At 66.3% G+C, this 18,155-nt stretch carries 19 protein-coding genes; 17 read left to right on the top strand and 2 right to left on the bottom strand.

Annotated elements, in window-relative coordinates; genetic code table 11:
* Nucleotides 1-84 precede the first annotated feature (84 nt).
* The 4 genes from ACXJKC_RS01875 to ACXJKC_RS01860 are packed head-to-tail and all read left to right on the top strand — an operon-like array spanning nucleotide 85 to nucleotide 3,703.
* Entirely contained in the window at nucleotides 85-1,077 is a 993-nt protein-coding gene (locus ACXJKC_RS01875; RefSeq protein ID WP_456694976.1) for a phosphotriesterase family protein, read from the top strand.
* On the top strand, nucleotides 1,074-1,883 hold the full coding sequence (locus tag ACXJKC_RS01870) for an IclR family transcriptional regulator (protein ID WP_456694975.1): 810 nt from the start codon (nucleotides 1,074-1,076) through the stop codon (nucleotides 1,881-1,883). Before ACXJKC_RS01875 ends, ACXJKC_RS01870 begins: the two co-directional genes overlap by 4 nt.
* A gap of 3 nt (nucleotides 1,884-1,886) precedes the next feature.
* The gene (locus ACXJKC_RS01865; protein ID WP_456694974.1) at nucleotides 1,887-2,789 is read left to right on the top strand and encodes an acetamidase/formamidase family protein; all 903 of its coding nucleotides are present in this window, start codon (nucleotides 1,887-1,889) and stop codon (nucleotides 2,787-2,789) included.
* Nucleotides 2,789-3,703, top strand: coding sequence for a phosphotriesterase family protein (locus ACXJKC_RS01860; RefSeq protein ID WP_456694973.1), 915 nt, complete (start codon nucleotides 2,789-2,791; stop codon nucleotides 3,701-3,703). Before ACXJKC_RS01865 ends, ACXJKC_RS01860 begins: the two co-directional genes overlap by 1 nt.
* Nucleotides 3,704-3,854: 151 nt before the next feature.
* Here ACXJKC_RS01860 and ACXJKC_RS01855 read toward each other — a convergent pair whose 3' ends face one another.
* Entirely contained in the window at nucleotides 3,855-4,292 is a 438-nt protein-coding gene (locus ACXJKC_RS01855) for an HNH endonuclease (RefSeq protein ID WP_456694972.1), read from the bottom strand.
* A gap of 140 nt (nucleotides 4,293-4,432) precedes the next feature.
* Between ACXJKC_RS01855 and ACXJKC_RS01850 the strand changes: the two genes are divergently transcribed.
* The 13 genes from ACXJKC_RS01850 to ACXJKC_RS01790 all read left to right on the top strand — a co-directional run bounded on the left by ACXJKC_RS01850 (nucleotide 4,433) and on the right by ACXJKC_RS01790 (nucleotide 17,472).
* Nucleotides 4,433-6,016, top strand: a complete 1,584-nt coding sequence (locus ACXJKC_RS01850) for a circularly permuted type 2 ATP-grasp protein (RefSeq protein ID WP_456694971.1) — start codon at nucleotides 4,433-4,435, stop codon at nucleotides 6,014-6,016.
* Nucleotides 6,010-6,936, top strand: coding sequence for an alpha-E domain-containing protein (locus ACXJKC_RS01845; RefSeq protein WP_456694970.1), 927 nt, complete (start codon nucleotides 6,010-6,012; stop codon nucleotides 6,934-6,936). Before ACXJKC_RS01850 ends, ACXJKC_RS01845 begins: the two co-directional genes overlap by 7 nt.
* Nucleotides 6,933-7,781, top strand: coding sequence for a transglutaminase family protein (locus ACXJKC_RS01840; protein WP_456694969.1), 849 nt, complete (start codon nucleotides 6,933-6,935; stop codon nucleotides 7,779-7,781). Before ACXJKC_RS01845 ends, ACXJKC_RS01840 begins: the two co-directional genes overlap by 4 nt.
* Nucleotides 7,782-7,899: 118 nt before the next feature.
* Nucleotides 7,900-8,391, top strand: coding sequence for a thiol peroxidase (gene tpx, locus ACXJKC_RS01835; protein ID WP_456694968.1), 492 nt, complete (start codon nucleotides 7,900-7,902; stop codon nucleotides 8,389-8,391).
* A 36-nt stretch (nucleotides 8,392-8,427) separates the two neighbouring features.
* Nucleotides 8,428-9,048 (top strand): CG0192-related protein, encoded by a 621-nt coding sequence (locus ACXJKC_RS01830; protein ID WP_456694967.1) that lies wholly within the window; start codon nucleotides 8,428-8,430, stop codon nucleotides 9,046-9,048.
* 27 nt (nucleotides 9,049-9,075) lie between these two features.
* Nucleotides 9,076-10,146, top strand: a complete 1,071-nt coding sequence (locus ACXJKC_RS01825) for an aldo/keto reductase (RefSeq protein WP_456694966.1) — start codon at nucleotides 9,076-9,078, stop codon at nucleotides 10,144-10,146.
* On the top strand, nucleotides 10,067-12,610 hold the full coding sequence (gene hrpB, locus ACXJKC_RS01820) for an ATP-dependent helicase HrpB (RefSeq protein ID WP_456694965.1): 2,544 nt from the start codon (nucleotides 10,067-10,069) through the stop codon (nucleotides 12,608-12,610). Before ACXJKC_RS01825 ends, hrpB begins: the two co-directional genes overlap by 80 nt.
* Before the next feature lie 185 nt (nucleotides 12,611-12,795).
* The gene (locus ACXJKC_RS01815; protein ID WP_456694964.1) at nucleotides 12,796-13,773 is read left to right on the top strand and encodes a hypothetical protein; all 978 of its coding nucleotides are present in this window, start codon (nucleotides 12,796-12,798) and stop codon (nucleotides 13,771-13,773) included.
* A 218-nt stretch (nucleotides 13,774-13,991) separates the two neighbouring features.
* Complete coding sequence (gene rpsF, locus ACXJKC_RS01810; protein WP_456695589.1) at nucleotides 13,992-14,282, top strand: 30S ribosomal protein S6; 291 nt, start codon at nucleotides 13,992-13,994, stop codon at nucleotides 14,280-14,282.
* Nucleotides 14,283-14,377: 95 nt separating this feature from the next.
* The gene (locus ACXJKC_RS01805) at nucleotides 14,378-14,941 is read left to right on the top strand and encodes a single-stranded DNA-binding protein (RefSeq protein ID WP_456694963.1); all 564 of its coding nucleotides are present in this window, start codon (nucleotides 14,378-14,380) and stop codon (nucleotides 14,939-14,941) included.
* Nucleotides 14,942-14,992: 51 nt separating this feature from the next.
* Nucleotides 14,993-15,229: a 30S ribosomal protein S18 gene (gene rpsR, locus ACXJKC_RS01800; protein ID WP_108580638.1), complete on the top strand. Its 237-nt coding sequence runs from the start codon at nucleotides 14,993-14,995 to the stop codon at nucleotides 15,227-15,229.
* A gap of 11 nt (nucleotides 15,230-15,240) precedes the next feature.
* Nucleotides 15,241-15,687, top strand: a complete 447-nt coding sequence (rplI, locus tag ACXJKC_RS01795) for a 50S ribosomal protein L9 (RefSeq protein ID WP_456694962.1) — start codon at nucleotides 15,241-15,243, stop codon at nucleotides 15,685-15,687.
* Nucleotides 15,688-15,759: 72 nt separating this feature from the next.
* The gene (locus tag ACXJKC_RS01790) at nucleotides 15,760-17,472 is read left to right on the top strand and encodes an ABC transporter family substrate-binding protein (RefSeq protein WP_456694961.1); all 1,713 of its coding nucleotides are present in this window, start codon (nucleotides 15,760-15,762) and stop codon (nucleotides 17,470-17,472) included.
* Here the strand turns inward: ACXJKC_RS01790 and ACXJKC_RS01785 are convergent.
* Nucleotides 17,441-18,154: an alpha/beta hydrolase gene (locus ACXJKC_RS01785; RefSeq protein WP_456694960.1), complete on the bottom strand. Its 714-nt coding sequence runs from the start codon at nucleotides 18,152-18,154 to the stop codon at nucleotides 17,441-17,443. The genes ACXJKC_RS01790 and ACXJKC_RS01785 overlap by 32 nt on opposite strands.
* Between the last annotated feature and the right edge of the window lies 1 nt (nucleotide 18,155).

The raw sequence follows: 18,155 nt of genomic DNA, 5'->3' as shown, positions 1-18,155 counted from the left end.
GTGGCCGGTCGGCCCTCTGACCGAGGGCCGACCGGACTCGCGCCAAGAACTGCTGAAAGCTCTACCCGACCAAAAGGAACTCACGTGCACGCAGTCGTCGCAACCCTCGACGGGCCGATCGATGCCACCAGCTTGGGCATGACTCTCATGCACGAGCACATCTTCGTCCGTTCGCCCGATGTCTCGTTCAACTACACCGACAGTTGGCAGTCCGACGAGATCCGGGTCGCCGACGCCGCTGCGAAGCTGCGCGCGGCGTACGAGACCGGGGTGCGATCGATCGTCGACCTGACCGTCGTGGGCCTGGGTCGTGACATCAGGCTCATGAAGGCAGCTGCGACCGGGACGGGCGTCAACGTCATCGCCGCGACCGGAATGTACGTCCTCAATGAACTCCCGTATCAGCTGCAGTTCACCGCGCCCGATCAAGTGCTGGGCGGCCCGGACCAGCTCACTGAGTGGTTCATCCGCGACATCGTCGAAGGTATCGCCGGCACCGGCATCCGGGCCGGCGCCATCAAGTGCGCCACGGACGTGCCGGGCGTGACGTCCGGCGTGGCCCGCGTCATGAGCGCAGCCGCCGAGGCCAGTATCGCGACGGGCGTGCCGATCCTGACCCACGCGGATGCCGGAACGCGTCGCGGCCTCGACCAGCAGGCGTACCTGGGTGAGCGTGGGGTCGATCTGACCAATGTCGTGATCGGACATGCCGGCGACACGACGGATCTGGACTACCTGCGCGCCATGATGGACGCCGGATCGTCGATCGGGATGGACCGTTTTGGCCTCGAGACGGCGCTCGACACGGCTGCCCGCATCAGAGTCGTTGCGCAGCTGTGCCGCGAGGGCTATGCCGACCGGATGGTCCTGTCACACGACACCGCCTGCCATAACGAGTGGATGAATGCCGACGCCCTCGCCGAGAAGCTGCCCGACTGGGACTACACGTTCATCCCCCGTCAGGTGGTACCGGCCATGCTGGAAAGCGGCGTATCACCAGAAGACATCGATCAGATGCTGATCCACAATCCGTCGCGAATCCTGGCGGGCGTTGCAGCATCGGAGAAGAACTCATGACTGAGAGTCCTGCCAAGAAGGGCAATGTGCTGTCGTCGGCGTTGCGGGTGCTCGACGGATTGCAGTTCATCTGCCACTCCAAGGATCCTGTCTCCCTCTCGCACCTGGCCAAGCAGCTGAACGTCTCGGAAGTCGCCGCCTACCGCGTTGCACAGACGCTGATTGAGGGCGGCTACGTCCGTGCGGCCGGCGACGGCCGGGCCGGCTACGAGGCGACCTGGCAGATCGTCGAGATGTCTGCCGCGATTTTGGATCGCAGCGAGCTGCGCACCTTCGCCGCCGACAGCCTCGGTTCGATCGCGGACCGATATGGCGAATCGGTGACGCTCGCGGTTCCGGACGGACCCAATGTGCTGTTCGTCGACCGGATCGACGGCAACAGCAGCGTCCACTTCTACTGCGACACCGGCAAGCGACTGCCTCTGCACATCGGCGCCGCGTCCCGCTCGATCCTGGCCCACTACCCCGAACCGGTGTTCGCCGCATATCTGACGATGGATCTGGTCAGCTACACCGAGTCGACCCAGACCGATCCGGACGTGCTGCGTGCGGATCGCACGACGATCCGGTCGCGCGGCTACGCCGTGAGCGTCGAGGACGTTGAAGTCGGCATCACCGGAGTCGGTGCTCCGATCCTCAACGCCAAGGGCGAAATCCTGGGTGCTGCGGCGATCGCGAACGTCAGCGTCAAGTGGAGCGAATCCGATATCGCCGAACGAGGCGAAGCGATTGCCGCTGCCTGCCGGGAGATCTCCGAGCTGTGCGCGCAACTGTCCCAGCGGATCACGCTTGGACCGGTGAGCTGAACCGTGACGACTTCTTCCCCGGTCATCTCCCAAGACACGCACCTGGTCGGGCCGGACACACCTTTCGTGTTCGAATCCGCGCCCGGTCACCGTTTTGTCATGCGGTCCAAGGACGCCTCGGGCAATCAGATCCGCGAAGGTGTCGTCCAGGACGATCTGGATCGCGATCGGCTCTTTCCGGTGGCCGGCCCGGTCAACGTCACCGGCGTCCGCGCCGGCGACTTCATCGGCGTCGAGATCCATTCGATCGTCGCCGATCCTCGTGGACACACCTGGACACGTCCAGGCCTGGGCTTCGGATCCGAGACCGAGTTCCATGTCAGGTCGCTTGATTCAGTGAACCCCGTCATCGAGTGGGGTCCCGGGCCGGATATCCCGGTACCGTCGCAGCTTCACGTCGGCACGGTCGGCGTACTGCCAGAGATCGAACAGCTGCCGCGGACGCTCGGAACCTACGGAGGAAATCTCGACTTCGTCGGAACCGGCGCCGGCTCCACGGTGTGGTTGCGCGCGCAGGTCGACGGCGCGGGCATCTTCCTCGGTGACGTGCACGCCGCGATGGGCGATGCCGAAGTGTGCGGGACGGGCGTGGAGGTCGCGGCGTCGAGTGAGCTGACCGTGCATCGCGCACGCGGCTGGCAGCCGGGCCTGCCGATCATCTCGACCGGCGGCCGATTCTGGCTCTTGGGGGTCGGTGACTCGATCGAGGAAGCTTTGGAGATCGCGCTGCGACTGTGCGTCGACCGCTTCGCCGAGACCCAGGGCATGTCGGCGGCTGATGCCTATCTCGCGGTGGGACTGCTGTTGGAGGTCAAGATCTGTCAGGTCGTCAACCCGCGTCGCAGCGTCGCCGTCTCCCTGGCATCGGGTCTGGATCGGATCTTCGCGATGGAGGCGTACGAGTAGTGCCGCCCGTCATCCATGCCCTGGACCGGACCGTCAGCCCGAGCTCGGTGGGCCGGGTTCTGCCGCATGAGCACCTGCTGTGTGACTTCAGTGCCGTGACCGGACAGCTCGATCACATTCTCAACGATGTGGCTCTGGCCGTTGACGAGGTCCAGTGTCTCGTCGATCTGGGAGTGACGTGTCTGGTCGAGGTCACTCCACCCGATCTGGGTCGCCGTCCTGCTGACCTGGCGCGGATCGCGGCCGAGTCGGGGCTCGACATCGTGATGGGCACGGGCTGGTATCGGGGCTCGTTCTATCCGTCCCAGCTCGAACGCACCTCGACGCAGCAGATGGCCGAGGCGATGGTTGTCGAACTCGTCGAAGGTGTGGACGGAACGGCTTTCAAGGCCGGTGTGATCGGGGAGATCGGCGTCGACCGCGATTTCGTGTCGGGCATCGAGGAGCGGGTCCTGCGGGCCAGCGGCCGGGCGTCGAATCTGACGGGTGCGCCGATCACGACCCATACCGGCGTCTACCCGGTGGGGATCGATCAACTCGACATCCTGGCCGAAGAAGGCGTCGATCCGGAACGGATCATCATCGGCCACGTCGACATGTGCCTCGACATCGACTACCACCGCGAGCTGCTGAGGCGCGGGGCGTTCGTCCAGTTCGACACGATCGGACGCACACACCTCAATCCCGACGAGCGGCGGGCGCAGATTCTCGTGCAGCTGCTGCGTGAAGGGTGGGGCGAGCGGATCCTGATGTCGAGCGATCGCTGCTTCCGCAGTGATCTGAAGTCATTCGGCGGCGCGGGATACGGGCACGTCCTCACCTCGTTCGTCCCTCGTTTGACGGCACTCGGCGTCGACGAACACGAGATCGACATGCTGACCCGGCACAATCCGGTCCGTGCGCTCGCCTGGTAGCGCTGGTGGTTGAGGTGCGAAGCGAAGCGGAGCCTCGAAACCACGGTCCACTCGAGCCCTTTGGCTCACCAGGTTTCGAGGCTCGTCGCTGCGCTCCTCGGCTCCTCAACCACCTCGGCCGGTCGCTCGCTGAGCGAGCTCGGGGCCTCGGTCAGGCCACGACGCTGAACCGCGGCTGGATCGGCGTGATCAGCAATCGCATGCCGGCCTCTGCGGGAGTGCGATCGGCCTTGCGGTGATTGCAGCGCATGCACGCCGCTACCGCATTCTCCCAGGTCAGAGCACCACCGCGGCTGCGCGGAATGATGTGGTCGACGGTTTCGGCGCTGCCGCCGCAATAGCCGCACATCTTGTCGCGAGCCTTGATCGCCGACTTGGTGCACACCTTGGCGCTGCGGTGCATCCAGCGGGTCACGACATATCGGACGAGCCGCAGCACTTTGGGAACCGGGAAGGGCCCGAACGTTCCGCCGGCTTCTTCCTCGATGACGGCGACCTCGCGCACGAGCATCTTGATCGCGTGTCGCATCGAGACACGCTGAAGGGGCACATAGCTCGCGTTGAGCACCAGGACGTACGAATCCGACATGGCGGGCCCCTTCCTTGTGACGAATCGTAGTCGGTGTGGCCGCGATCCAGGCTGAAAGCCGAGCAGAAACTCGCAGAAGTCACCGACTCCGGCGCTCTGCTCGAAACATGCTGCGAACAAATCTGTCCTACGGTGGACGGGTGGACACCTCAGACCTCTTCGACGGGTACGGCCCGGTTGCCGGCTTCGATGAGATGTTCGACGCGACGCAGGTGCGCACGAGTTACAGCCGGGTGCACGAGTCTTTCGAGCAGATGGGCGCCGACGAAGTTCGACTGCGGTCGGAGTCGCTGGCCTCCTCCTATCTCGAGCAGGGCGTCACATTCGGCGTCGAGGGGGAGGAGCGGCCGTTCCCGCTCGATATCGCCCCGCGGCTCATCGAGGCCGAGGACTGGGATCACGTCGAGACCGGTGTACGTCAACGTGTGCTGGCGCTCGAAGCGTTCCTCGCCGATGCGTACGGTCCCGGCGAGCTGTTCGCCGATGGCGTCGTGCCGCGCGCGACAGTTGTCACGTCCCCGCACTATCACCGGGTCGTCGCTGGTCTTGAGCCCGCGAACGGTGTGCGCGTCCACGTCGCCGGAGTCGATCTGATCCGTGACGGCAACGGCGACTTCCGGGTGCTCGAAGACAATGTCCGGGTCCCGTCGGGCGTCTCGTACGTCATGACCAACCGGCGGGCACTGTCGGCCGCGCTGCCCGAGGTGTTCGCCGATCACCGGATCCGTCCGGTCGGCCACTATCCGCAGCATCTGCTCGCCGCCCTTCGCAAGGCCGCCCCGGCCGGAGTGAGTGATCCGACCGTCGTGGTGCTGACCCCCGGCGTCTACAACTCCGCCTACTTCGAGCACACGCTGCTCGCCCGGACGATGGGCGTCGAACTCGTCGAGGGACGTGACCTGGTGTGCCGCTCGGGGCGAGTCATGATGCGCACGACGCAGGGCCTCGAACCGGTGCACGTCATCTACCGGCGGATCGACGACGAGTTCCTCGATCCGGTGCAGTTCCGGCCCGATTCGGCGCTCGGCGTCCCGGGCATCATCAACGCGGCCCGTGCGGGTCACGTCACGATCGCCAATGCGGTCGGCAATGGCGTCGCGGACGACAAGCTGCTCTACACCTATGTGCCGGATCTGATCCGGTACTACCTTTCGGAAGAGCCGATCCTGCGCAATGTCGACACCTGGCGCATGGGCGAGGCCGATCAGCGCGAGGAGGTGCTCGACCGGCTCGATGAGCTCGTGCTCAAGCCGGTCGACGGTTCAGGCGGCAAGGGCATCGTGATCGGACCGGCGGCGTCCCGTCCCGAACTCGACGAGCTACGGGCCAAGATCCTGCTCGATCCGCGAGCCTGGATCGCGCAGCCGGTGGTTTCGCTCTCAACCGTGCCGACGCTGGTCGAGGACGGGATCCGGCCCCGTCACGTCGATCTGCGTCCGTTCGCGGTGCACGACGGCGATGACGTCTTCGTACTCCCCGGCGGACTGACCCGCGTCGCACTGCCAGAAGGCGAGCTCATCGTGAACTCCAGCCGAGGCGGCGGTTCGAAGGACACCTGGGTCCTGGCCAGGCCCAGCGATCCCGAGGACGAAGGCGAGATCGCACCGACCGCGACCTTGGTCGGCGGTATCGCCCAATCGGTCGGACCGGCGATCGAGGACGGCAGAGAGCTGCACGTGCAAGAACAAGAACAGCAGCAACAACAAGCAGGTGACCCATGCTGAGTCGTATCGCGCAGTCACTGTTCTGGATCGGGCGTTATCTCGAGCGCGCCGATGACACCGCGCGGATCCTCGACGTCCAGATGCAGGTGCTGGTCGAGGATCCCGGTATGGACGAACGCACCTCGTGCGAACAACTGCTGTCGGTCATGGGGGTCGAGCAGTACGTCGGCCAGCCCAACCGGTGGATGCTGCTCGACCTGCTGGCTCACAATCCCGATTCGCCAACCTCGATCGCCGCGGCGATCGGTGCTGCCCGCGAGAGTGCTCGCCGCGCCCGCGAGACGCTGTCGACTGATATCTGGGCGGCGATCAACACGACGTGGCGCGGACTCGGATCGGCCCGGGCGATGCGTCCGCCCGACATGTTCAATTGGGTGCGCAACCGCACGGCCATGATCTCGGGGATCGCCGATTCGACGATGTCGCGCGATGACGGCTGGCACTTCTACATGCTGGGTCGCAGTATCGAGCGCGTCGACATGACGGCGCGACTGCTGTCGACCGCGGCGCTCGCCTCGGGTCCGCAGGTCGCCTGGCCGACGACCCTCCGGGCGTGCGGTGCGTACGAGAGTTTCATCCGGGCCTACCGTGGAATCGAGGCCGATCGCCAGGCCGCCGAATTCCTGTTGCTGGATCGCTGGTTCCCACGCTCGATCGTGTCGTCGCTGGCCGAAGCCGAACGCGCCCTGGGACACCTGCAGTCATCTGGCCAACGCTCCGGATTCAGCGATGAGGCGCAACGACTCCTCGGTCGGGCCCGCACTGAGCTGGAGTACCGTCCGCTGACCGACATCGTGTTCGATCTGCCGACCGAGATGGAGCGTCTGCAGCGCAGTTGCGCCGCCGCGAGCGATGCGGTCTCGGCCCGCTACTTCGCCGAATCGGAGTTCCACACCTGGCGAGGGGGAGTGCTGCTGTGAGCGAATCGATGCAGATGCGGATCAAGCACACCACGGGATATCACTACGAGCAGGGCGCGATGGCGTCGTTCAACGAGGCCCGCATGACGCCGATGACGACCACCGAGCAGTACGTCCTGCGCTCGAGGCTCGACATCACGCCGACGCCGTGGTCGTACGAATACCGCGACTACTGGGGAACGACGGTCACCTCGTTCGAAGTGCAGGAACCGCATGTCGACCTGACCGTCGTCGCGACCTCGATCGTCGATACGCAGGGCGTCGCCGAGAAGGCGCACGAGATCGCCTGGGAGGACCTCACTTCCGATGTGCGTGACGAGTGGTGCGAATACCTGGTGCTCAGCAACTGGGTCGCTCCGGCACCGGCGTTGGTCGTCGACCTGGATCGGCTGCGGGCCGAGGCGGCCCGGCCGAGTGAGTATGCGATGGCGGTCGTGGCACATATCCATCAACAGGTCGCGTATGTCCCAGGGAGCACCGAAGTCACGACGACGGCCGCAGATGCCTGGGACGCCAAGACCGGCGTGTGCCAGGACTTCGCACATTTGAGCCTCGGTGCGTTGCGGGCCGCGGGCGTTCCGGCCCGCTACGTCTCCGGGTATCTGCATCCCGCGATCGACCCGGTCGTCGGCGAGCCGGTGGCGGGTGAGTCACATGCCTGGATCGAGTGGTGGGACGGCGAGTGGGTCGGCTGGGATCCCACCAACGCGGTCGCGCCAGGGCCCCGGCACGTTGTCGTGGCGAAGGGGCGCGACTACGCCGACAGTCCACCGCTACGCGGCATCTTCTCGACGTCCGGCGGCTCCGAACTGTTCGTCGAAGTCGAAATAACCCGCCTCCGCTAGTTCCCCAGTCTCCGCATTTCCCGCGAGTGGTGCGTTTCGGACGTTTCGAGACGGCGTGTCGTACCGATGTGCACCACTCGGAGGACGGTTCGCACCACTCGGCTGCTAGGAATAGGGCATGACTTCAACTGCTTTCGGCGGTACTCCCGTCGCATTGTCCGGCGATCTTCCCACGGTCGGTTCTGCCGCCCCGTCCTTCACCCTCACTGCCCCTGATCTCAGCGATCTCGAACGTGCTGATGGACGTCGCACGGTGCTCAACATCTTCCCCAGCGTCGACACCGGCGTGTGCGCTGCGAGCGTCCGCAAATTCAACGAGCTGGCAGCCGGTCTCGACGAGACCGATGTCATCAACGTCTCGGTCGATCTGCCCTTCGCGATGGCGCGTTTCTGCGGAGCCGAGGGCATCGAGAACGCGAAGGTCGGTTCGGCCTTCCGCTCGTCGTTCGGCCAGGACTTCGGCGTGACATTGGCCGAAGGCGCTTTCACGGGCCTGCTCGCCCGTTCGGTCGTCGTACTCGATCGTGACGGCTCGGTGCTGCACTCGCAGCTCGTGCCCGAGATCGGCCAGGAACCCGACTATGACGCAGCGGTCGCAACCCTCGCCTGACGCGTGAGTCGACCCCGTCGGAGCTAGAGTGCACGAATGGCACTCCTGCACGCCGCTGAAATCCGCCCGAGCAAGATCGAACTGATCCGCGCCTGGGCACCCACCCAGCCCTGGTTCGTCGGCGACGATGTCGGGCTGGAGTCGATCGGCGCGTATCGGTTCGACGATCCCGACGGCCAGGTGGGCATCGAGACGATCCTGGTCCGTTCCCCCGGCGGCCCGACCCTGCAGGTACCTCTCACGTACCGGGGCGAGCCGCTGGCGGGAGCCGACGAGTGGCTCATCACGACGATGGAGCACACGGTCCTCGGTCCGCGGTGGATCTATGACGCGTGCGGTGATCCGGTCTATGCGGCCGCATTGGCCGCGACGATCCTCGGCGGCGGCAGCGAGGCCCTGCTCGAACGCGACACCGACGGCGTACGCGAGCCGGTCGAACCCTCAGTACGGGTCGTGGGCAGTGGTTCCGAGACCGACGTGGGATCCGTCGGCTTGGTCGACGTGCGCGATGTCGACGCCGCGACGCTGGTCGCCACCTCCGTCGCCGACATCGAAGTGCTGCGGGTCCTCGGAGATTCCTGGGCACTCGGCGGGAAGACCCTGACGGGCACTTGGGACGGTCAGAGCGATCCGGTTCTGCTCGCCGTGGCGCGCTAGACAGCCCATCCGGCTAGCGTGGGTCATATGACTGAGGAACGCTTCTACGCCGACCGCGTGCCCGAGACCCATCGCCCGTACGTCGCCGCCGAGGATCGCTATCAGCATCTCGACTACCGCCGGGTCGGCACGTCGGGGCTGCTGCTCCCGCCGATCTCGCTGGGACTGTGGTGGAACTTCGGCGACAACCGCCCGTTCGACACCCAGCGCGAGGTGCTGCGCCATGCCTTCGACCACGGGATCACCCACTTCGACCTGGCCAACAACTACGGCCCGCCGTACGGATCGGCCGAGGAGAACTTCGGCCGCATGATGCGGACCGACTTCAAGCCGTACCGTGACGAACTGATCTTGTCGAGCAAGGCCGGTTGGGACATGTGGCCGGGCCCGTACGGCAAGCTCGGCTCGCGCAAGTACTTGCTGTCGAGCCTCGACGCCTCCCTGGAGCGGATGAGCGTCGACTACGTCGACATCTTCTACTCGCACCGCGTCGATCCCGGCACGCCGCTGGAGGAGACCATCATGGCTCTCGACACGGCGGTCGGCCAGGGCAAGGCGCTGTACGCGGGCATCTCGTCGTATTCCCCAGAGAAGACCGCAGAGGCGATCGCCATCGCGCGCGATCTCGGCACCCCCCTTGTAATCCATCAGCCGTCGTACTCGATGCTCAACCGCTGGGTCGAGCGCGGCCTGCTGACGGTGCTGGGTGAGCACGGTCTCGGATCGATCGGCTTCTCACCACTGGCGCAGGGACTGCTCACCGATCGCTATCTCGGTGACGAGCCGGTCGAGCGCAAGGGCGACCGGGGCAGCCTCGACGAAGGAGTTCTGACGAGTGAGAACATAGAGCGGCTCAAGGGTCTGGCCGATATCGCGCAGCAACGCGGACAGTCGCTGGCGCAGCTCGCGATCTCGTGGATTCTGCGCCCCGGCGGCGTCACGTCCGCGCTGATCGGCGCGTCGTCGACCGAGCAGCTCGACGAGAATCTGGCTGCTGCGGCCAAGACCGACTTCACCGATGACGAGCTCGCCGCGATCGACCGACTCGCGGGCGACACCGAGGGCGTCGACCTGTGGAGGGTCTCGGCTGATCTCTGATTCGATCCGCACGCTGCTCGACAGCCCGCCCGACCTTCCGGTCCTGGGCGGGCTGTCGGCGCTGACCGCGGCACTGCGTGAGCACGGGGTGGCGGTCATGCAGGCTCCTCCCGGTACCGGCAAGACCACGCTGGTGCCGCCCGCCGTCGCAGCACAGGTTGCCGGTGGCGGTGTGGTCATCGTGACCCAGCCGAGACGTATCGCGGCTCGCGCGGCAGCCCGTCGTCTTGCCGGTCTGCTCGGCGAACGGGTCGGTGAGACCGTCGGCCACACGGTGCGCGGCGATCGGGTCGTCGGGCCCACAACCCGGATCGAGTTCGTGACGACCGGAGTGCTCCTGCGGCGGCTCCAGCGAGACCCCGAGCTGCCTGGCGTCGCGGCGGTGATCCTCGACGAGGTGCACGAGCGGCAGCTTGACGCCGATCTGACACTCGCATTCCTGGTCGACGTCCGCGCAACGGTGCGTGACGACCTGCTGCTGGTCGCGATGTCCGCAACGGTCGAGGCCGAACGCACGGCCGCGACATTGGGCGATGCATCGGTCATCGACGTCCCGGGTGCGTTGTATCCCGTGACGGAGCACTGGGCGCCACCACCGCCGGGGGTGTTGCCGACTGATGAGCGCGGGGTGCCGCCCCGTTTTCTCGACCACGTCGCTGCCACGGTGCGTGAAGCTGTCGCCGCCGATCAGGGCGACGTGCTGGTGTTCGTGCCCGGCGTCGGCGAGGTCGACGGGGTTATGCGCCGACTGTCCGGCATCGCGGACGTCGACGTGCTGGCGCTGCACGGCCGGTTACCCGTCCGCGAGCAGGATGCGGCCCTCGCGCGCGGCCCGCGCCGTCGCATCGTGGTGTCGACCGCGGTCGCGGAGTCGTCGCTGACGGTTCCGGGGGTGCGGGTCGTGGTCGACGCTGGACTCTCGCGCGAACCACGCACCGATCAGACGCGCGGCCTTCCTTCTTTGCTGACTGTGCGAGTCAGTCGATCCGCTGCCGAGCAGCGTGCCGGACGCGCGGGCCGCGAGGCAGCTGGTGCGGTGTACCGGTGCTGGGCCCGGGCCGATCACGTCCACTTGGACGCTCACCCGGCCCCGGAGATCAGGGTGGCCGATCTGACGGGATTCTGCCTGGAGCTCGCCGCGTGGGGTGACGTCGAGAGTGCGGATCTTGCGCTGCTCGACCGTCCGCCGCCGGCTGCGGTCGAGGCGGCCCGGCAGACATTGGCCGATCTCGGTGCGGTCGATGAGACCGGGACGATCACTGCCCGCGGCAAGGCGATGGCGCAGGTCCCGGCCGATCCGCGGCTCGCCCGCGCGCTGCTCGACGGCGCGGGAGCGGTGGGTGCACATCGCGCTGCCGAGGTCGTCGCATTGCTTGATGACGATGTTCGCGCACCGGGCGGCGATCTGGTCGCTGCGCTACGTGCGATGCGGCGGGGCGGCCCGACCAGCCGATCGTGGTCGGACACCGTGAAGCGGCTGGAGTCGCTGTTGCCGACACGTCCGGCGCGAACCGATCTCACCGATGACCTCGCGGTGGGAACTGTCGTGGCATTGGCTCACCCGGGACGCATCGCGCGACGGCGCTCAGGAGGTAACTCCTACCTCATGGTGTCGGGCACTGGAGCATCGTTCCGTGCCGCCGATCCGGCCCTCGCCGGTGTGGCATGGATCGCGATCGCCGACGCCGAGCGGCGGCCGGGTGCCCGTGACGCCACGATCCGTTCGGCGGCGCCCATAGATGAGGACATCGCACTCGACGCGGCCGGCGGTGCGTGGCATGAGGTCGATGAGGTCAGCTGGACGAATGGCCGGATCGTGGCCCAACGGGTGACCCGTCTCGGGGCGATCGAGCTGTCGGCGGCCGCCCTCCCGGATCCGTCTCCAGAGGCGGTCGCGGAGGCAGTTGCCGCGGGCCTTGCCCGTGACGGGCTCGCGGTCCTGCCGTGGAGCGAAGCCGCCGACGCGTTGCGGCGACGGCTCGCATTCCTCCACCATGCCCTCGGCGATCCGTGGCCCGATGTCGGCGACGGTGCGCTCCTGGCCGGTATCGACGCCTGGCTCGGCAACGATCTGGTCCGCGTGCGCAGTAGTCGCGACCTCGCGCGCATCGACGTCCTCGGAGCGCTGCGCCGGCTACTGCCTTGGCCGGCCGCCGGCCGCCTCGACGAGCTGGCCCCCGAACGGGTGACCATCCCGAAGGGACAGGCGATCCGCGTCGAGTACGGCGCTTCCGGCACCGAGCAGCCCGTGCTGTCACTGCGAATCCAGGACGCCTTCGGCTGGACGCAGACGCCCCGCCTCGCAGATGGTCGGGTGCCGTTGCTGCTGCACCTGCTGACGCCGGCCAGGCGTCCCGCCGCTGTCACCGCAGACCTCGAGTCGTTCTGGGCCGGCCCCTACCGCCAGGTCCGCGCCGAACTCCGCGGTCGCTACCCCAAACACAACTGGCCCGAAAACCCCTAACCCCACCCGCCGCCCGCGTGAACCGCGAGTGGTGCGGTTTGGTCTTTCTGGGACGGCGTGTCTGTCCAAGGTGCACCGCTCGGAGCACCTTCTGCACCACTCGGCGAGCCTGTGGACGTACCTGTGCGTCCACAGGTCATCAGATCGGTCTTTCGGGGGTGTCCGGCAGTGCCGAGCGTTGGCGGATGCAACCCATCCTTCATCGAGATGCCGAGGCGCAGGGTCACACCGCCAGGGCGCTCCGGCGGTCGCCACATTTCATCCATCCCGTCGCGGGGGTCGCCCAACTCGCGGCGACCGCCGATGACTTGGCATCGACCTGCCGCGCGATCGCGGTCGTACTGCCGGACGACGCGGTGTTCACGCACGTGACGAGCGCGCTCCTGCGGGGGTGGTGGATGCCCATGATCGATTCGTTTCCGGTCGTCGCGTGCACGAATGGCGACACGACGCATCACGACCGTCGCGGCGTCTACGTCCGGCGCTGTGACATCCCGCCGGGGCATCGGCATCAGCTCGGTGACCTCGCGGTGGCATCGCCGGAGTGGACGATCGTCGAGCTGGCCGAGCACCTAGCTCTGCTGGATCTTGTCGCCGTGATCGATTGTGCGCTGCATAACGAGCACACCACGATCGCCGCGATCCGCGCGACGATGCGCAAAGGACGACGTGGAGTGCGGGTGCTTCGACGGGCGCTCGACCTCGTGGATGGTCGGAGCGAGTCGTGGTGGGAGACGATGCTGCGCCTCGTGCACGTCCTCTCGGGCATCGCGGTGGATCCGCAGGAGCAGGTGGTCAACGCGGCCGGGGTCGAGATCGCACGCGTCGATCTGCGCATCCGGGGCAGCGCTCGCGTGGCCGAGTACGACGGGAGTGATCATCGTGATCGCGCACAGCATCAAGATGATCTTCGTCGGGAGAAGGCTCTGAGTCGATATGGATTGCAGCGATACGGATACATAGCCACCGAGATCATCCACTCGGCCCGCCAGATCGTCCGCGATGCGGAGGATGCTCTAGGTCTGGCTCATTTGCACGGACGGGCCGACCTCTGGGTCGCGGAGGCGAGGCTGGCCAGCGTCACCGCCGCAGGACGACGTGCACTGGCTCGGCGGCTCAGCCGGTTGGAGCAGCCGACCTCTCGGCGATCTCGGCGGAAGTGAGACGGATGAGCGCGAGTGGTGCATGCAGGGCCCCGAGCGGTGCGCCCTGGACAGACACGCCGTCCCAGAAAGACCAAACCGCACCGCTCGCGGATCTCCGGGAGGGGATTTCCCTCGGGCGGGTGGTCTCCCGTAGACTTCAGCGGTTGCCAATCGGCAGCGTTTTCTCCTGCTACAGGGATCCTGTAGCCGTTTAGTCCGAAGGAGACTGAATGTCTTTGCGTCCGTATGAAGTCATGATCATCCTCGACGGTGATCTCGAAGAACGTACCGTCGCCCCCAGCCTGGACACGTACCTCAACGTCGTGCGCCAAGATGGCGGCTCCGTCGACAACGTCGACGTGTGGGGCAAGCGTCGTCTTGCCTACGAAATCAACAAGAAGAACGAGGGCATCTACGCCGTCGTCCAGCTCCAGGCCACGCCGGCCACGGTCAAGGAGCTCGATCGCCAGCTCGGACTCAACGAGTCCGTCGTGCGTACGAAGGTCACACGTCCCGACGTGAAGTAGGCCTGATCCGTTCCCAGTTGTGGACAACTCTTCCGAGATGTCGTACGGCTGAGGAACACTCGAGTCAGACACCCACACACCTGAAAGGCTGAGTCATGGCAGGCGAAACAAACATCACGCTGATTGGCAACCTGACCGACGACCCGGAGCTGAAGTTCACTCCTTCGGGCGCCGCAGTCGCCAACTTCACCGTCGCTTCCACGCCTCGTACGTTTGATCGTCAGACGAACGAGTGGAAGGACGGCGACGCGCTGTTCATTCGCTGTGCCGCATGGCGCCAGCTCGCCGAGAATGTCGCGGAGTCGTTGCAGAAGGGTCAGCAGGTCATCGTCACCGGTGCCCTGAAGGTTCGCAACTACGAGCGCCAGGACGGATCCCGCGGCACGAGCGTTGAGCTCAACGTCGACGAGATCGGTCCTTCGCTGCGCTTCGCAACTGCCAAGGTCACCCGTGCCAACCGCTCCGGCGGTGGCGGCGGTGGCGGCTTCGGCGGCGGAGGCAACTCAGGTGGCGGCGGCTACGGCGGAGGCAACTCCGGCGGTGGCGCACCCCAGCAAGGCGGCAACGACCCATGGTCGACGCAGCCCGCGCAGGGTGGATCGCAGGGTGGAGCTGGCTGGGGCGGCAACTCCGGCGCGTCCGAAGAGCCCCCTTTCTAAACCACTCACGTCAGACTGATCCATCGGGTCAGAACCGAAACCAGGAGCAACATGGCTAAGCCAGTCGTCCGTAAGCCGAAGAAGAAGAGCAATCCGCTCGCTGCGGCCAAGGTCACCGAAATCAACTACAAGGACACCGCGCTGCTGCGCAAGTTCATCTCGGACCGCGGCAAGATCCGCGCGCGCCGCGTCACGGGTGTCACCGTTCAGGAGCAGCGTCTCATCGCCAAGGCGATCAAGAACGCCCGTGAGATGGCGCTGCTTCCCTACACGACCACCGGCCGTTAAGGGGTATTGAGATGAAGCTCATCCTGACGCACGAGGTCACGAACCTCGGAGCCCCCGGCGATATCGTCGAGGTCAAGAGCGGCTACGGCCGTAACTTCCTGCTGCCGCGCAACTTCGCCATCCGTTGGTCGAAGGGTGCTGCCAAGCAGGTCGAGTCGATCCAGGCTGCCCGTGCTGCGCACGCGATCCACGATCTCGAAGAGGCCAAGAGCATCAAGGGCAACCTTGAAGCCGCTCCGATCAACGTTCCGGTTCGCGCCGGCGTCGGCGGACGTCTCTTCGGTGCCGTGACGGTCTCCGACATCGCCGAAGCTCTGGCTGTCGCCGGTGCCAAGGTCGACAAGCGTCGCATCGAGGTCGGTAACCCGATCAAGTCGCTCGGAGCCCACACGGTCTCCGTGCGCGTGCACCCCGAAGTGAGCGCGCAGGTCAAGCTCAACGTGGTTGCCGCGAAGTAGTCCACTGACGGGCCGACACCGCTGAGCCATCAAGGCCAGGGTGTCGGCCCGTTATCGGTGGCACCGCCATTCATGCGTTCCCCCGTCGCAGCGGCCGCGTCCTTCATCCTGGCCGGGAGCCTCGCGCTTTCCGGCTGCTCGGTCCTGTCCGGAAACGACGACGAGAAGCCCGCTTCCGCCCCGAGCTCCAAGAAGCCCGCCAAGCAAGGCCCGCAGAGCACCGCGTGGCGTACATCGCCATCGGCCGATGTCGCTCAAGGCGGCACCCTGCGACTGGCAGCCACGATGCTGCCCCCCAATTTCAATCCGCTCCAGGCCGATGCCGCCAACTCCGATGCCGCACGCATCCTCGCGCCGACGACCGGCGGTGCGGTGCGGATCACGGCGGACGGCGGTTGGACCGTCGACCCCGACTATGCCCGCTCGGTCGAGGTCGTCGACAAGAACCCGCTGACGGTCGAGGTCAAGCTCAACAAGAACGCCGTCTGGCAGGGTGGCACCTCCATCACCGCGAAAGACATGATCGCGTTCTGGAAGGCGCAGAACGGCAGCAACGGTGCATTCGAGGTGACGTCGACCGATGGCTATGACGCGATCTCAGCGGTTGAACCGGCCAAGAGCCGGTTCGACTACACCGTGACGTTCAAGGAACCGACCGCCGACTGGCCGCAGTACATCTACCCACGTCTCGCCGCCAACGTCTCGGCATCGCCCAAGCTCTTCAACAAAGGATTTCGCCAACGCGCGATCTCCTCGAACGGCCCCTACATCGTCAGCGCGATCGACACCACCAAGGGTGTCGTGACACAGGTGCCCAATCCACGCTGGTGGGGCGCCCCGCCCAAACTCGACAAGATCAGCTGGAACGTCGCTGACGCAACGACGCAGGCCAAAGCCTTCGCGAACCGCGAGCTCGACGCGGTCGACCTCGAAGCAGCGACATACGACACGGTCAAGGGCGTCGGAGCAGTGCAGAAGGCTTTCGGCGTCGAGTGGTCGCAGGTGACACTCAACGGCGGGCGCGGTCCTCTGGCGGATCTGGACGTTCGCCGCGCCGTCGCGATGGCGATCGATCGGCGGCCCATCGCGGAGCAGGTGGCCACGGGGCTCCACGCGCCACCGGCCCCGCTCGGCAGCCTGCTGCTGGTGCCCGGGCAGAAGGGCTATCAGGATTCGTCCGCGTCGATCGCCTACAACCCCGGCGGTGCGCAGAAGCTGCTGGCGAAGGCCGGATACACCAAGAACGCCGCCGGGATGGTGGAGCGCAAGGGCAAACTCCTGACGCTGCGGATGCCGGTTCCCCGTGAAACGCCGACCAATGCCGCCCGCTCCAAGCTCATCGCAGCCGATCTGGCCAAGGTCGGGATCACGGTCGAACTCCGTGACGCCCCGACCGGGGTCGACTTCTACGATCAAGTCGTGATCCCGCTCGACTTCGATCTGGTCACGTTCGTGCGGCGGGCCTCGCCGTTCCCACTGACTGCGGCTGCGCCGACCTACTACCCATTGGACTCGGCCCAGAACTTCACCGGAATCGGGCCCAGCCGCTTCGGTCTCGGCTTCGATACCGTGCTCGGAACGCTCGACGACAAGCAGCGCAGCAAACGGATTGCCAAGCTCGACGAGTGGCTGTTCGCCGAGGCACCGGTCATTCCGTTGGCCGTGACGCCGTTGGCCATGGCGGTGCGCGATGGATTGGTCAACTATGGTGCGGCACAGTTCGAGCAGCCCGATTGGACGTCGGTCGGCTATCTCAAGGAGAAGAAGCCGGCGAAGAACGACTGACCGCCGTCACGATCAGCTCGGCGACGGTGTCGGCGGCGTGGAGTGCGTCTGCTGCCCGAGAGGGCAGATAGCGCTCGGTGCGCGCCTCATATCGTGTACCGACGACGCCGGCGTGATCGGCGTCGACTGAGTGCATCGAGGTGTCCCAGCCACAGGCGCGTAGGCGAAGCTCCAAGCCGGTCACGAGGTCCGGAGTCGCCAAGGGGTCACGTTCGCCGTAGACCAGATCGACGCGGCACCGGCCGGCACCAGGCGGGAATCGTTGAGGCAATGGCGCCGCCGTAATCGGCTCGACCAGACGATCGCCATCGCCGGGCGCGATCAGCACGACGGCACCCAGGCCGATGCCGAGGCGTTTGGAATGGGTAGCCAGGCTGAGCGCCGCACTGCCACCCAGCGACCAGCCCGCGATGACGAGAGAGTCGGGATCCAGGCCATTCGAGGTCGCCAGTTCCCGGGCGAATCGCACAGATGACAACAGGTCCGCGCGGCCGGCGTCGGCGGCCTCGGAGTCCCAGTCGACGCTCAAGGCCAGAACGCCCGAGCCGGCAATCCGCGTGGCCAGGGGTTGCATCGACGCCCCGTGGTCGACACCGCGTCCGTGCCACAACAGCGCGATTCCGTGCTCGGGACGTCCGAGCGCCTCAAGGGATCGACCGGGTGAGTAATCGTGCAGCGTCATG

The organism is Aeromicrobium sp. P5_D10 (assembly GCF_054049535.1).
The sequence above is the reverse complement of the archived record's forward strand: the minus strand, read 5'-3'. Positions and strand labels throughout refer to the sequence as shown.